Here is a 15,097-nt window from a genome sequence, read left to right as displayed (position 1 = left end):
AGCCCTGTCATGGCACAATATATTCTTCGGAAATTCATATCGATGGTCGTCACGTTATGGCTGATTATCACAATTACCTTCCTATTGATGCATTCGATTCCAGGGTCACCGTTTGATCGTGACGGCAAGGAAGCGAATGCCAATGTCATTCAGAACATGATGTCCTTCTATCATCTGGATGAGCCTCTTTACATTCAATACTTTGAATATATGAAATCTCTTCTCACCCTAGATCTCGGACCTTCGATATCTCATTATCCCGACAGCGTGAACAGTATGATTGAACGCGGATTTCCCGTTTCATTTCAGCTGGGCATAGTCGCCATATGCATCTCCATTCTCATCGGCATCCTTCTGGGAACCATTGCTGCTCTGCAAAAAAACGGCATCATTGACCATATCGCCATGATTCTTGCCGTAATTGGTGTTGCCATTCCAAGCTTTGTGCTTGCCCCGCTGCTTATCAAATATATTGCGGTTGAACTGAAGCTTCTGCCGGTAGCCACATGGGGAACCTGGAAGCACATGGTATTGCCTGCTCTGGCTCTAGCGGCAGGACCGATTGCGACAATCGCAAGGTTAACTCGAGCAAACCTCATTGAGGTACTCACTCAAGATTACATGGATACCGCTAGATCCAAAGGCCTTCCACCCCTCGTCATCGTCGTGAAGCATGGTCTGCGCAATGCAGTACTTCCGGTGATTACACTGCTTGGCGTGCTGCTGGCTAATGTGCTGACAGGAAGCTTTGTCATTGAGAAGATCTTTGCCATACCGGGTATGGGAAAATACTTTGTTGATGGCATTAACAACCGGGATTATTCCGTCATTATGGGAACGACTGTATTCTATAGTGCTTTGCTCATTATGATGATGTTCCTGGTTGATATTTTGTACGGCTTGATTGATCCGCGTATCAAACTTCATAAGAAAGGGGCCTAGGTTATGCAAGCATCCGACGTACCTGATCATCTATTTGTACCCATGAAGCGTGAAGCTAGAGAGGCTGAGGCGATCGTTAGACCCCGCATTCCTGCATGGAAAAGGGCATGGATACTGCTGTACAAGAACAAGCTTGCGTTTGCAGGACTTATTGTCATTATTCTTCTTGGTATTCTCGCTGTGTTCGGTCCTCTTATAGCTGAACACGGCTATGCAGAGCAGAACTTGGTGAATGCCAATCAGCAGCCCTCTGCGGCCCATTGGTTTGGGACGGACGATCTCGGACGTGATGTATTTGCCCGTATTATATACGGGGCGCAGATTTCGCTCGGCGTTGGTGTGATTGCGGCTGTTATTGATTTTGTAATCGGCGTTATCTACGGAGGGATTGCCGGATACTTCGGCGGAAGAATCGATAATGTCATGATGCGGTTTGTAGATATTTTGTACGGAATACCCTATTTGCTCATCGTTATTCTGCTCATGGTCGCCATGGGTCCCGGGCTGCTTACAATTATCGTGGCACTAACTGCGACGGGATGGATTGGAATGGCGCGCATCGTGCGTGGACAGGTTCTGCAGTTGAAATCCTCTGAATATACGCTTGCTGCCAGAGCACTGGGGGCAGGATCGTGGAACATTATTCGAAGACATTTGCTGCCTAATGCGTTCGGTGTCATTATTGTGCAGGTTACATTCTCGGTTCCGTCGGCCATATTCTCAGAAGCGTTCCTCAGCTTCCTCGGTCTTGGTATACAGGCGCCGCTTGCAAGCTGGGGGACGATGGCCAATGACGGGATGTCTACGATTTTGTCCGGATATTGGTGGCGCTTGCTCTTCCCATCCTTATTTATCTCTTTGACGATGCTGGCATTTAATTTGCTGGGTGACGGTCTCCATCAGATATTCGATCCGAAACAGAGGAGGTAACACAAGATGGCAACGAGGAATGATGGGGCAGATCCGCTGCTCGAAATCCATAACCTGCATGTTTCGTTTGCTACATACGGCGGGAGTGTACAGGCTGTGCGAGGTGTTGATTTAACCCTCTATAAAGGAGAAACGCTGGCGATTGTAGGGGAGTCTGGAAGCGGCAAGAGTGTGACCGCGAGAAGCATCATGCGTCTCTTACCCAAGCAGACAGCTACGATTAACAAGGGCAGCATTAAGTATAAAAATACGGAGCTCGTCAGCATGAGCGAGAAACAGATACGAAAGCTTCGCGGAAGCGAACTCACGATGATCTTTCAGGATGCGATGACGGCACTAAATCCCACAATCTCGATTGGCGAGCAGCTGATGGAAGGAATCAGGCATCATCAGAAGCTGTCCAGAGGAGAGGCGAAGAAACGCGCTATGGATATGTTACAGCTCATCGGTATTAAAGATCCGGAGGCGCGGATGAAACAGTATCTGCATGAATTCAGCGGCGGGATGAGACAACGGGTCATGATTGCGATCGCTGCCATAGGGAATCCTTCCATTCTTATTGCAGATGAGCCCACAACAGCGCTTGATGTAACGATCCAGGCACAAATATTGGACTTGTTTAAAATGCTGCAGGCAGAAACCGGTGTATCCATTATCATGATTACTCATGATTTGGGAGTTGTTGCTAATCTAGCCCACCGTGTTTGTGTCATGTATGCAGGTAAGATTGTGGAATCCGGTACGGTAAGGCAGATCTTCTATAATCCAAAGCATCCGTACACGCAAGGACTGCTTGCATCCATGCCCCGTGTAGACGGTGATCGCAGCAAGCCGCTTATATCCATACCCGGAACCCCGCCGGATTTATTTTCTCCACCCAAAGGCTGTCCATATACTGCCCGTTGTCCATATGTAATGGAAGTGTGCGATTCTTATGATCCGCCGTCAGTCAGCATGGACGGAGCGCCTGAACATACAGCCGCCTGCTGGCTGCTCGACGAACGCTCCAAGGGTGTGTTTCCGAAGAAATCTGTACCTACACCAAAAGTGCTTGAACCGGCGATTCGTTCTTCTATTAGTTGAGCGAATAATAGACACATGTATTGCCGGAATTCGAATCAATTTCAATATGAAACAGCTATGAAATTGATTCCATATACATTCATAAACTTAAGGGGGAGTAATCAATGAAGAAACATCGGTCCATGCTGTTGTCGTGCTGTATTGTGATCCTGTGTCTTGTGCTGGCGGCTTGTGGAGGAGGGGGTAGTGGAGCAGACGGAGACGCTGCTGATGCGAACAGTAAGATTCTGCTCGTTAATAATGGTAAGGAGCCGACGTCTCTTGATCCGCCTGTTGGTTTTGATCAGGTCTCAAATGATGTGTTGAATAATTTCATGGAAGGTTTGACCCGTCTTCAGGAAGACCACACCCCAGGTCCAGGAGTAGCCAGTGAGTGGACAGTTACAGAAGATGAGAAGCAGTATACGTTCACATTGCGGGAGGATGCGAAGTGGTCTAACGGTGACCCGGTTACCGCTTCGGATTTTGAATTTGCATTCAAACGCATGTTGGATCCAAATCTTGGTGCTGCATCGGCAACGCTCGCCTATGTTATTGAAGGAGCTGAAGCGTATAACTCGGGAGAAGGAACTGTAGATGACGTACAGGTTACAGCAGTAGATGAACATACCCTCGAAATAAAGCTGAACAAGCCCGCTCCCTGGTTTCTCGGTATGATGTCGAACCCTGCATTCTTCCCCGTACATAAGGCAACCGTTGAAGGAAATGCGCAGTGGGCAGCGGAGGCTTCTTCCATTCTAAGCAACGGACCGTTCAAATTGACGGAATGGAAGCATGATGCTGAGATTCAAATGGTGAAAAATGATCAATATTGGGATGCTGAAAATGTACAGCTGGATGGCATTACGATGAAGATGGTAGATGATTCGACGACAGCTTATCAGCTGTATGAGAGTGGAGAATTGCATATTACGGGAACCCTGCCGCCGGATGTAATTCAATCTCTGATCGACGAAGGTAAAGCAACAATTGAGGATTCAGCAGGAACGTACTTCTATCGTTTTAATACTACGATGGAACCTTTCACAAATGCGAAGATCCGTAAAGCCTTTACCTTGGCTGTAGACAGACAGCAGATTGTAGATCTGGTGATCAAGCAGAAGCATAAGCCGGCAACCGGGCTGGTCTCCTATGGCCTGCTCGAAGGTGAGAACGGAGGGGACTTCCGTGAACAGGGCGGCGAGCTGGTAAAGTTTGATATTGAAGAAGCGAAACGTCTTCTAAGCGAAGGGATGGAGGAAGAAGGATATGATACGCTTCCGTCCGTTACTTTATCCTACAACACGAATGATCTTCATCAGAAAATTGCGGAAACAATGCAGGCCATGATTAAAACGAATCTAGGTATTGATATCACACTGGCGAGTAAGGAGAGCAAGGTGCTGACCGATGAGCAGAAGAGTCTTCAGTTCCAAATGTCAAGAAGCTCATGGCTCCCTGACTTTGCTGACCCGATTAACTTCCTCGACATATTTGTATCCGGTAGTCCTAATAACCGGACAGGCTGGAGCAATAGTGAGTATGACCAGCTGATAGAAGCTGCTTACAGCGAGCCGGATGTGGAGAAACGATTTACGTATTTGCATGAGGCCGAGAGCATACTTATGGAAGAGATGCCGATCATGCCGATGTATTTCTATAATTCCGTGTACTTGCAGAAGGATCATTTAACTGGGGTGCTGCGGCACGCATACGGATATATTGATTACAAGTACGCTGAGCTACAATAAGCAGGGACTTCATACATGCTCTAGCTTGCAGGTTCTCCCGGTGATCGAACCAGATCACTGGGAGTTCCTTTCTATACGTGCCCGAGAGGAGTTGAGCGAAGGAGATGAACGCAGAGTTTAATACGATCTATCCTGATCCATTACGTATGGGGGATACGGTCGGAATTATGGCTCCGGCAAGTCCGGGGGACAGTGCTCGTATAACGAAGGCAGCTGATCATCTGCTCCGTCTTGGCTTACAGGTTCAATTTGGCAAGACAGTCTACAACGAATACGGATATTTGGCCGGAACGGATGAAGACAGAGCTCGTGAGCTGAATGACATGTTCGCCAATCCAGAGATTAAAGCAATTGTATGCGCCAGAGGCGGATATGGAACGGCAAGAATCTCAGATCTGCTGGATTATGAGCTCATTGGGCGTCATCCGAAATTTTTCTGGGGCTATAGTGATATTACATTCCTGCATAACGCTATATTTCAGCGTACGGGTCTGATCACATTTCATGGACCTATGCTGACCTGTCTGGCCGCTGATTCCGTTGATCCACTTACCCTACAAGGCTTTGATATATTGTTCGGTAAGGATATACCACCCTATACAGAGGCAATTTCTCCACTTGAGGTTCTCTTGCCTGGAACGGCAGAAGGGGTTATCGTCGGCGGCAATCTCTCGCTGCTTGTGACGACACTTGGCACTCCTTACGAGATAAATACGGAAGGCAGGCTTCTCTTGATTGAGGATATTGGCGAAGAGCCTTATCGAATAGACCGTATGATGAACCAGCTTCTTCAAGCAGGCAAGCTGGCGGCAGCAGCGGGCATCATCGTGGGTGATTTTCATCATTGTGATCCAGTTAAGCGAGCATTGTCTCTATCACTAGAAGAAGTAATACAGCATTATATTACGAAGGCGGGCAGACCCGCCATGGGTGGGTTTCGAATCGGCCACTGTTCCCCGAATATCACCATTCCTTTAGGGCTTCCTGCACAGTTAGATACAAGTCGCAAGCTTCTCCAATTCGGGTAGGTGTTGAATGAATTGTTCTTGTGGGATTTGGAATAGATCCTCGCTTAAAATTTCAAGGAGGTACATTAAAGTGCGAATACAGAATATTGAGGTCATGCGCAAATATACGCCATTAATCAAGCCTTTTAAAACCGCATTACGAACTGTTACGCAAAGTGAATCCATATTGGTTCGAATGACAGCCAGCGATGGACGAATTGGATGGGGTGAAGCACCGGCTACCGTTGTAATAACAGGAGACAGTCTTGACAGTATTGAGTCAGCTGTACTGTATACCCTAGGGCCTGCTATTCAGGGCAGAAGCCTGCTCTCTTACGAGCAGCTGTTCCAGACAATACATACGGTCATGGTCGGCTCGAGCAGCGCAAAAGCGGCAGTGGATATGGCGATTTATGATTTGCTCGCACAGTACAGCGGTATGCCTCTATATCAATTCCTTGGTGGATATCGGGACCGGATTGAGACGGATTTTACAGTAAGTGTGGGAACGATGGCAGAAATGGCAGATGATGCGGAGCGCTGTGTAGCTGAGGGGTTCAATGTCCTGAAGATTAAAGTGGGGAAAGATCCGATCGAAGAGGACATTGCCAGAATTCAAGAAATTCGCAACCGTGTCGGTAACGAGATAGGGATCAGGCTGGATGCCAATCAGGGCTGGCAAGTAAAGGAAGCGATTCGTTGTATCCGCAAGCTGGAGGATCTGAACCTGAATATAGAGCTGGTGGAACAGCCCGTGAGAGCGGGTAATCTTACAGGGCTCAAGACCGTATCAGACGCTGTGGATACGCTCATTATGGCTGACGAAAGTGTATTCACTCCGAGTCAGGCGCTTGAAGTGCTGCAGCATCGTGCTGCCGATTTGATCAACATTAAGCTGATGAAAGCCGGGGGGATCTACAAGGCCCAAATGATTAATCAGCTTGCCGAAGAATACGGTGTAGAGTGTATGGTGGGAAGTATGATTGAATCGAAAGTAGCGGTAACCGCAGCCGCCCATTTTGCAGCCAGCAAGAAAAACATAACAAGGTTTGATTTTGACGCACCGCTAATGATGGATGGCCAAGATATAAACGGCGGTGTAGTTTATGACGGCAGGGTTATCCGTTTTACGGATGCAGCTGGACTCGGAATTCATAATGTACACATTCAGGAAGGGATGGGGGTAACCGGATGAAACCTTTTGAATACAGACCCGGACTAAAAAAAATGGTAGTGAGTGTTCCGGTTGCAACGGTATGGACCACACCGGAGTCCCCGCGGGCAATGGATGTGAGCGTGCTGCACAATCCAATGGATATGAGAGGCTGGATTGGCAGTCTGACTACGGATGAACGGCTGGATTTGTGCATATCCAATCGCATCCAAACCCAGGTTCTATATGCCGAGGAGGTAGTAGTCTTAGAGGTGAGAGATGGATGGGCGAACATCCGCATACCTAACCAAGCGACAAAGAAGGATCCGCTCGGATATCCGGGCTGGGTTCCTTATATTCAGCTCACGGAATGGAGCCGTGACGTTGCACATGACAGCGGAGTACGATTAAATGCACAGGTGCAAATCAATTCATATGAGCAGAAGAGCGCTCAGGAGCACATTAAAGTTCAAGAGCACATGAATGCTCAAGTGCAGAATACCAATCAAGAGCAAATGAATACTCCTCTGGGGAATAACGTCCAAGAGCAAATGAATACTGTGGTTAATACTCGTATGCATGCTCAAGTTCAAAATAAGCGGGTTCAAGTTCGTGCTAAATTTGCCAGGATGGCGTTATTATCAGAAAAGGCAGGAGTATCTTACTTGGAACTCAGCTATTTAACAAGGCTTCCATTAATGGAAGTGAGAGATACAGAGGTTTATGTTCATTCTCCTCATGGAGTAGGTGTACTCAACAAAACGGATGTTACTATCTTAGATCACTGTATTGGAACAGGCTTAGACCTAGGGAGCCGCATTGCGGCAGAAGCAAGTCGATTTCTGGACCTGGCGTATTTGTGGGGGGGGCTGTCCTCATATGGCTATGATTGTTCGGGTTTTGCATATAGTATGTATGCGTCTCAAGGAATTACCATTCCGCGGGATGCTTCAGATCAGGCTCTAGCAGGAACAGAAGCAGCGAGTAATCAGCTGCGTCCGGGAGACCTGCTTTTTTTTGCATATGAAGAAGGAAAAGGCCGCATTCATCACGTAGGTATATATATAGGAGACGGGAAAATGATTCATTCTCCGGATTCGAAGAGCTGTATTGAGGTGGTGGAATTAACAAGTTACAAATTGATTAAAGAGCATTGCGCATCCAGAAGATACTATGACTAGCCGGTATTTAAACCATGTGATTCTACAGTACTTTATGATTTATTGCAACATTTTATCATCTAACCATTTTACAACTATAGAAATGGGGACTTACAATTAGGGTTAATTATAATAATGAAATTAACGAGATGGATCACTATAGATTAAAGCAATTTGTAGATTGGGTGCTGCAACAAAGCGATTGTTCAATCGGAGATTCAGGCTCGGAGAGCGAAGAACTGGGCCGTAGAATTAAGGAAATGTGGCGTGAATCTTTACAAGAATCTCGAATCGAGAAATTAACTCAGCAAGATACTCCTAGAATCTATATAACTTCTAATTTATCCACTGCAGGTAAGTTAAAGTTCTCTTTATCGAAGGCAGGGATTCGGCAGGAAGCCATGGTATACAGCTTGGAGGATTTCTATGCGGTTGGACCGTTGTGCCATATTGACCAGCAGCAATATGAAACAGAACGTTACATGTGGATGATGAATCATATGGGCTATGATCATTATTATAGTAACGGACTACATCATATTGCAGCAATGAAGCCGATTCTAGAGAATATTCCGGATCATAAATTGATTACGATATGTGCAGGAAGCAATGCACATGACTATATATTTTCACGTTTAGTTTTGCATTTGCTTCGTGGAGTCAAGGCAGAAATCCGGATCTTAAATCCTGAAGAAGAGTATAAGCGTCTGCTTGCGCTAAATCTTTTACCCGTTGTTGATAAAGAATTGGACCACACGGTCTTACATCAGCTCCAAACGGAAGATGTCTCTCAGCTCATACAGAGAATTCAGGGGAATTTGTTATCAGAAGAGAATAGAGCACGATATGCCAGTGAATGGCGGGATATTTCAGGCCGCAGTGAAATGCTGCGCGTATTAATAGAAGGTAAACTGCTGTTTTTGGCGGAAGATGCCTACGATTCTGTAATCATGGAAGTCATTCACGAACAATGTAACCTTCTTCATAGGGTGGAGGATAAATATATTCATAACGAGGAATATGTGTCAGCAGGACTATTGATTGATCCTATACTTGAGCGTTATCCTGAATTAATGAGTGCCCATCTGATATCATATCGTTTTCGATCATTAATAGCGAATAAGAAGCTTGAATTTGTTGGAGTTCCTAATGAGACTCACCAGTATTATCTGAGGCCTGCGAAGGTATAACATTCGTCGTACCGGGAATGGCTGAATTACATCCCTATTTTAGAAAGAGGTGGCATACATGACGGAGCAGCATGTTCATTTAATGTTTGGGATGTCAGAGCAGGGAGTCATGAAAGCTGCATTACATAAAGCGGAAATTCGTCATTCACACAAATTACTCTCGTTTAATGACTGGTTTGCATATGGACCACTGTCTGGCATCGATCTTACGGATGGAGAGAGCAGTCGTATATCGTGGATGTCCCAGCGATTGTCCAATTATGACAAACTGTATACGTACAATCCCGAGCATCAGATAGGAACGGTCATCAGAGCAATCAAGGCGATTCCGGAAGGCAGCAGAATTACGATCTGGCATGGAGATCATGCACATGATCAGATCGGTTTGCGGTTTGCGGTTTATTTGCTACAAGATCGGGAAGTACAGATCGTATTAAACAATGCTGCTGAGGAATACCAAACGCTATTTTTAAGTGAAGTTAGTGACAAAGAGGCTCAGAATAAGATGCCTGTTCTATTACCCGTCAATCTAGCCCAGCTTAAAAAGGAACATTTTATTCCAATGCTGGGTCGGTTGGAACAGAAGGCTTCACTAAGTGATGAACAAAGAATCCAGCTTACCAACGAATGGCAAGATCTCTCTCTAAAGGATCTACCGCTCCGACTATGGGAGAACAATCAGTTTAAATGCAGCGATGAGAACGCACTGGATGATATCATTGATGAGGTTGTGACAGAGCTGGGTTTACAATTTGATGATCACTACGTTCCTGCTTCCAAGGTTGTGGCTGAGGTGCTTGTTAAGCTTCATCGCTATTATTTGCGCAAAGACTTCTTGGAATTTAGACTGCGATCACTGATTGAAACCAAGAAGCTGCAGTTCAAGGGAGCACCCGGACAGCTGCATCGTTATAGTGTAAAGACAGGCTAGATTCAGGTTCTTCAAGTTCTATAAAACAAGCAGTTATAATGCGCTATGTCTTTCGCATAAGCTAGTACAAATAAGCCTTGGCTTGCGAACTGGCTATAATGAGAGGTGTAGAAGATGGAATGTAGAACCGGTTGTGGGGCATGCTGTATCGTGGTGTCCATATCATCTCCGATTCCAGGGATGCCTGAAGGTAAACCCGCCGGCGTAAGATGCGTTCAGCTGACGGAGGACAACAAATGCAGGCTGTTTGGCCTTCCCGAAAGACCCAAAGTATGCAGCAGACTAAAGGCTGAACCGACGATGTGCGGTGATACGAATGATGAGGCCTTCAGCACGATGACGGAATGGGAGAGATGGACTGCACCAGCTCCCAAAATGACAAGAACAAGCTGATATAAGAGGCGGAGAACGATCCATAACACACGTGATTACGTTGCAACCGTCCTTGGTTATTACCGAGGACGGTTGCTTTTTTGTACGTCCAGAGGGGAACACTGGACGCTAACACCACCCGAGTGGAATTTTTGGATGACGAACGACTTTCGCGGAGCGACCGGAGAGAGACAGCCAAAAATGGAAAGAGCCTGGTAAGGCTGAGCAGCTTCCTGCCTCATTTCTGATTAGCTGATAATTGAATCGATCTCTCAACGAATATGACATGAGAAAAAGGCTGGATAAAGAGGACGGGACTCTTTTTCAGTCTTTTTTGTATTTAGGCAAATCAGGTGTCAATTCAACTTGACTTGTCATAAATATGTGATATGGTTATATACATGACTATATAACCATATATCGAACGACAGATGGTGAACAGGTGGTGAGCGTAAATTGAGTAGAGGATTAACGGATAACAAACCTATTTTTCAGCAAATCAAGGAAAAGATCGAGGATCAGATCGTGAACGGCGAGATTAAAGAACACGAACAAATCCCATCAACCAATCAACTTGTGCAGTTCTATAAGATTAACCATCTTACCGTTTCGAAAGGGATCAATCTTATGGTGGATGAAGAGATTATTTATAAAAAGAGAGGTGTAGGCATGTTTGTTGCGGAAGGGGCAAGGGAGAAGCTGCTTGAAGGGCGTAAGGGAGCCTTTGCAGATCAATACATCCTGCCGATGCTGCAGGAAGCGGAGAAGCTCGGAATGACAGATCAGGAGCTCATTAAGTTAATTGAACAACGAAGAGCAAGGGGGACGAACTCATGATCATTGAAATGAATCAGCTCGGTCTGAAATATGGGAAGCATGTAGCGCTCGATAATTTATCCCTAAGTTTGGACAGCGGCAAAATATATGGGCTGCTGGGGAGAAACGGTGCGGGTAAGACCACCTTATTAACGATACTCGCATCGTTTAGACGCCAGACACAAGGTACTCTTCGTATTCATGGAGAGAACCCGTATGAGAATGCCAAAATTATGCGTCATGTGGCTTTTGTGTACGAGATGGATTACTCCGCTGAGACGGAAAAAGTAAAAGTGATGCTGGAATCGGCTGAACGCTACAGGCCATACTTCGATATGGATTATGCCTTGTATTTAGCGAAACGCTTCAAGCTTCCACTCGATAAGGGGATGAGCAGTCTGTCCAAGGGTATGCAGTCTGCCGTTAACGTAACGATTGGACTTGCGGCTCGAGCTCCAGTTACTTTATTTGATGAAGCTTATCTAGGAATGGACGCACCGACTAGAGAGCTGTTCTATAAAGAGCTGTTGGAGGATCATGCGAAACATCCTCGGACGATTATCATGTCTACACATCTGGTATCTGAAATGGACTATTTGTTCGAAGAAGTCATAATCATCAACAAAGGACAGCTTGTACTCAAAGAGACTTCAGATGAGATCTTGTCTCGAGGAGCTACTGTCACAGGAGCAGCTTCCACCGTCGATGCATTTACGAAGGGGATGAAAGTGCTGAATGTACAGCAGTTAGGCGGTACGAAATCAGCAGTCATCTATGGGGAGTTATCACAGGAGCAGCGCCTGGCCACTCAGCAATTGGGGCTGGAATTAGGGAATGTCCCGCTGCAGGATCTATTCATTCAATTAACGGAGGAGGAAGAATCATGATGGAAATGAAACCTTTTGAGAACAGCAAGAAGATCGCATTCGATCTGTTTTATGTCCAGATGGTTTGGACTCTGTGGTATGTCTCATTCTTATTTGTGGTTCAGTTTATGATGCTTCTCCTTCCCGATTTCATCAAGCTGAACGTTTCTGAAATGGAATCACCAGCCTCCATGTATTTTATGAATTTTGGACTTACTGCATCTAAGACCTACATGCTCGTAATCGGGATTATATCCTCTTATGCTTTCCTGAAGCACTATATTCATCAAGGGGTAACCAGGAAGGATTATTTTGTAGGTTCTACAATAGCTGTCATTCTTCTATCCATCCTTCTCCCGATCCTCATGTGGATTCTTTCAGGTGTTCAGTACTTGATATTGGGATGGGCTGGAATACCCCGTCAAGAATCCGTTGTTATTGGATATGAGATGTTTAGCTTGATGCCGTTTATAATATTTACATTGCAGTTTCTAGTTTATTATTTAGCAGGATGGATGGTTTCTATGAGCTTTTATCGCTTTGGCTTCTACGGGGGGATGCTATCGATTCCCGTAGGACTCGCTGGTCTCATACTGCTTGATATGGTGTGGGGCGGTGGTGATGCAGTGGAGCTGCTGTCTGACTGGCTTCCAATCTATCCTATAGATCTCACGACGACAACGGCGATGCTTACTTCATTGGTCCTTGCTGCTGTGTTTATCCTCCTCCACCGATTGATATCCCGAAACATCGTTATCAAAATAAAGTAGCGCGTGTAACAAGAATGCTTTTACCATCATACGACGAAAAGAACGCTGGTTCTCTCACTCGAAGTGAGAATAAACCAGCGTTCTTTGTATAAGTTATCTGGATTGATCATGAATAACACGCTCAATCTGACGAGCAATATGCTCTGTGCCTTGGGCAATGTCCGACCGGTCGAAGTATAGTCTGACATGACGCTCATCCAAATCGAAAGCCTGTTCGAAAAATCCTCCAAGTCCGCGTGCTCTGCGGTCAACCTCTACTAGCACATGTACGCCGTCATGATCCAGATTCATCATGAGCTCAAGCTCTTTAACGCGTCCAGAGAAGGAACTGCTCGGGTAATATTCAAACTCTTGTACAAAAGGAACACCGCGGCCTAGTTTAGACGCATGCTCACAGGATGAAGTTTTGTATCGGAATCCGAGATATTCTACGGCTTCAAAAATAGCAGACATATAATGATGTGGCTCGACTTGAATTGAATCATGGTCTTTGGGATCAATAGCCATCTCAATATCAAGACCTGTACTCAGCCAAACCGGCTGACGATTATATGTTACCGGTGTTTCAAGCGGCAGTGGGAAGGAGAATGGAATCTCCAGCTGCTCGTTACTCTCAATCCGAAGGTTCTTCGATACGTTGAATTTGGCAAGTGTATAGTTATATTCTACTTTACGATCATCCTGTTCACGAATGTAGCGTGTCATCAGCTGAATATATATTTTCTCGATTTCTTGTTCAACACTGCCACCTTTTATGCGAACCACACCTTTCACCGTTTCACCGGGTACATAAGATGTTTTTTCTAATAGCGTGTCAATTTCTGCAGCCCCAATTCCGACTTTGGCCAGCATTTTATTAAAGAACGACATAGAATAAGCAGCCTCCTTATAAATTCATACATTACTCTTCCATATACGCAGTATAAGTCAGACTAGTTTCGTTGAGATGGAATAAATTTATAATGAATCATTTTATTTTCGCTTTTTTTTAAGCTATACTGCTATAAGAGCCTGTTAACGAATAAGGAGTATCGTGAAGGCTAGGAGAAGTCATACCTGTGATCTGCAAATGCTCACGGATGGCAGGAGTAACGGAGGAATTGTTATGCAGCTAATAAATATAGCCATGGTGCAGGAGCAGCTTGACCGGTACGCGAACGAAGATTTGTATCTTCATATGGAAATGACGATGGGTGCCTATGCAGCCCATAATGATAGCTCGAAGCATCCAGCCGCAAATTTCATCAAGAACGTGCCGGTGAGATACAGCAAAGGAACCATTGTTGGTGATACCTACTATAGAGTTGGCTTGAAGACACAAGAAGGCTGGGTTTATACAGAAGGTTTGACGCATTGGGAAGAAAATGAAGAAGGACGCATTCTGCTGGCAGGCCATGACAAAGAAGGTCGATTGATCGTATCTTTGCTGCTCAGTAGAACGTTGTTTTAAGGAAGTGGGGTTCTTATGACGCAAAATATATTAGTAGTACTTCCGCATCCGGATGACGAATCTTTCGGAATGTCAGGAACACTGGCCAAATTTGCAAGCGAAGGAGCACAGGTTACATATGCCTGTCTTACTCTGGGCGAAATGGCGAGGAATATGGGGAATCCTCCAATAGCGAACCGTGTCACGCTGCCCGAAATTCGCAAAGAAGAGCTGAAGCAATCCTGTAGAGCGATCGGAATTCAAGATTTACGGATGCTTGGCTTCCATGACAAAACGATCGAGTTCGAAGACCGTGATCTGCTGGATGGAGCGATTTCTGCACTGATTGAAGAATTGAATCCTTCGATTGTATTTACATTTTATCCAGGCTACAGTGTACATCCAGATCATGATGCAACGGGTGCAGCGGTTGTCAGAGTGGTTGAAGCAATGGATCGGGAGCGAAGACCAGTTGTGCAATGCCTGGCTTTCTCCAACGGTCACAAGGAAGCTATCGGTGAACCGGATGTATTCTATGACATTCAGAAATTTAAGCTCAATAAGGTACAGTCCATCGCAGCACACAGCTCACAGTTCCGTATCTTATCAGGTGAGTCGCTTCTCAAGGACAAGCAATTTGCAGAGCGGCTGATGACGGAATACTTCTGGACTTACCCTCTAAAATAACAGATGCTTATACGGATAATAAAGATAATAG

At 45.5% G+C, this 15,097-nt stretch carries 16 protein-coding genes; 15 read left to right on the top strand and 1 reads right to left on the bottom strand.

The annotated features are described in order from the left end of the window. Nucleotides 1-9: 9 nt before the first annotated feature. The 13 genes from ACFSVM_RS12360 (at nt 10) to ACFSVM_RS12300 (ending at nt 12,950) form a co-directional block, all read left to right on the top strand. Nucleotides 10-942 carry an ABC transporter permease gene (locus ACFSVM_RS12360; RefSeq protein WP_076313649.1) on the top strand — a complete coding sequence of 311 codons (933 nt, stop codon included), beginning with the start codon at nt 10-12 and terminating at the stop codon, nt 940-942. Between the two features lie 3 nt (nt 943-945). Then, nucleotides 946-1,872, top strand: a complete 927-nt coding sequence (locus tag ACFSVM_RS12355) for an ABC transporter permease (RefSeq protein ID WP_379262410.1) — start codon at nt 946-948, stop codon at nt 1,870-1,872. A 6-nt stretch (nt 1,873-1,878) separates the two neighbouring features. Next, nucleotides 1,879-2,955, top strand: a complete 1,077-nt coding sequence (locus ACFSVM_RS12350; RefSeq protein ID WP_379262408.1) for an ABC transporter ATP-binding protein — start codon at nt 1,879-1,881, stop codon at nt 2,953-2,955. A gap of 104 nt (nt 2,956-3,059) precedes the next feature. Continuing rightward, the gene (locus ACFSVM_RS12345; RefSeq protein ID WP_379262406.1) at nt 3,060-4,685 is read left to right on the top strand and encodes a peptide ABC transporter substrate-binding protein; all 1,626 of its coding nucleotides are present in this window, start codon (nt 3,060-3,062) and stop codon (nt 4,683-4,685) included. A gap of 104 nt (nt 4,686-4,789) precedes the next feature. Continuing rightward, entirely contained in the window at nt 4,790-5,713 is a 924-nt protein-coding gene (locus tag ACFSVM_RS12340) for a S66 peptidase family protein (protein WP_379262404.1), read from the top strand. A 70-nt stretch (nt 5,714-5,783) separates the two neighbouring features. Continuing rightward, nucleotides 5,784-6,887, top strand: coding sequence for a dipeptide epimerase (locus ACFSVM_RS12335; protein ID WP_379262402.1), 1,104 nt, complete (start codon nt 5,784-5,786; stop codon nt 6,885-6,887). Continuing rightward, entirely contained in the window at nt 6,884-8,026 is a 1,143-nt protein-coding gene (locus ACFSVM_RS12330; RefSeq protein ID WP_379262400.1) for a C40 family peptidase, read from the top strand. The genes ACFSVM_RS12335 and ACFSVM_RS12330 overlap by 4 nt, the downstream gene beginning before the upstream one ends. A gap of 128 nt (nt 8,027-8,154) precedes the next feature. Beyond that, nucleotides 8,155-9,195, top strand: a complete 1,041-nt coding sequence (locus ACFSVM_RS12325; protein ID WP_379262398.1) for a DUF1835 domain-containing protein — start codon at nt 8,155-8,157, stop codon at nt 9,193-9,195. Nucleotides 9,196-9,253: 58 nt separating this feature from the next. Next, a complete protein-coding gene (locus ACFSVM_RS12320) occupies nt 9,254-10,126 on the top strand; it encodes a DUF1835 domain-containing protein (RefSeq protein WP_090724226.1) in 873 nt (290 codons plus the stop codon). A 114-nt stretch (nt 10,127-10,240) separates the two neighbouring features. Continuing rightward, the gene (locus ACFSVM_RS12315) at nt 10,241-10,519 is read left to right on the top strand and encodes a YkgJ family cysteine cluster protein (RefSeq protein WP_379262396.1); all 279 of its coding nucleotides are present in this window, start codon (nt 10,241-10,243) and stop codon (nt 10,517-10,519) included. 435 nt (nt 10,520-10,954) lie between these two features. Beyond that, nucleotides 10,955-11,335: a GntR family transcriptional regulator gene (locus ACFSVM_RS12310; RefSeq protein ID WP_076313659.1), complete on the top strand. Its 381-nt coding sequence runs from the start codon at nt 10,955-10,957 to the stop codon at nt 11,333-11,335. Further along, the gene (locus tag ACFSVM_RS12305; RefSeq protein WP_379262393.1) at nt 11,332-12,201 is read left to right on the top strand and encodes an ATP-binding cassette domain-containing protein; all 870 of its coding nucleotides are present in this window, start codon (nt 11,332-11,334) and stop codon (nt 12,199-12,201) included. Before ACFSVM_RS12310 ends, ACFSVM_RS12305 begins: the two co-directional genes overlap by 4 nt. Beyond that, the gene (locus tag ACFSVM_RS12300; RefSeq protein ID WP_379262391.1) at nt 12,198-12,950 is read left to right on the top strand and encodes a hypothetical protein; all 753 of its coding nucleotides are present in this window, start codon (nt 12,198-12,200) and stop codon (nt 12,948-12,950) included. The genes ACFSVM_RS12305 and ACFSVM_RS12300 overlap by 4 nt, the downstream gene beginning before the upstream one ends. A gap of 93 nt (nt 12,951-13,043) precedes the next feature. Here ACFSVM_RS12300 and ACFSVM_RS12295 read toward each other — a convergent pair whose 3' ends face one another. After that, nucleotides 13,044-13,820, bottom strand: coding sequence for a sporulation protein (locus ACFSVM_RS12295; RefSeq protein WP_076313662.1), 777 nt, complete (start codon nt 13,818-13,820; stop codon nt 13,044-13,046). A gap of 235 nt (nt 13,821-14,055) precedes the next feature. On the opposite strand from ACFSVM_RS12295, the gene ACFSVM_RS12290 reads away from it, so the two are divergent. Then, nucleotides 14,056-14,400 (top strand): YojF family protein, encoded by a 345-nt coding sequence (locus ACFSVM_RS12290; RefSeq protein ID WP_076314085.1) that lies wholly within the window; start codon nt 14,056-14,058, stop codon nt 14,398-14,400. Nucleotides 14,401-14,415: 15 nt separating this feature from the next. Beyond that, nucleotides 14,416-15,066 carry a bacillithiol biosynthesis deacetylase BshB2 gene (bshB2, locus tag ACFSVM_RS12285; RefSeq protein WP_076313663.1) on the top strand — a complete coding sequence of 217 codons (651 nt, stop codon included), beginning with the start codon at nt 14,416-14,418 and terminating at the stop codon, nt 15,064-15,066. The last annotated feature ends 31 nt before the right edge of the window (nt 15,067-15,097 follow it).

Origin of the sequence: Paenibacillus shunpengii, from assembly GCF_042684905.1 — a bacterium.
GTDB lineage: Bacteria > Bacillota > Bacilli > Paenibacillales > Paenibacillaceae > Paenibacillus > Paenibacillus shunpengii.
The sequence above is the reverse complement of the archived record's forward strand: the minus strand, read 5'-3'. Positions and strand labels throughout refer to the sequence as shown.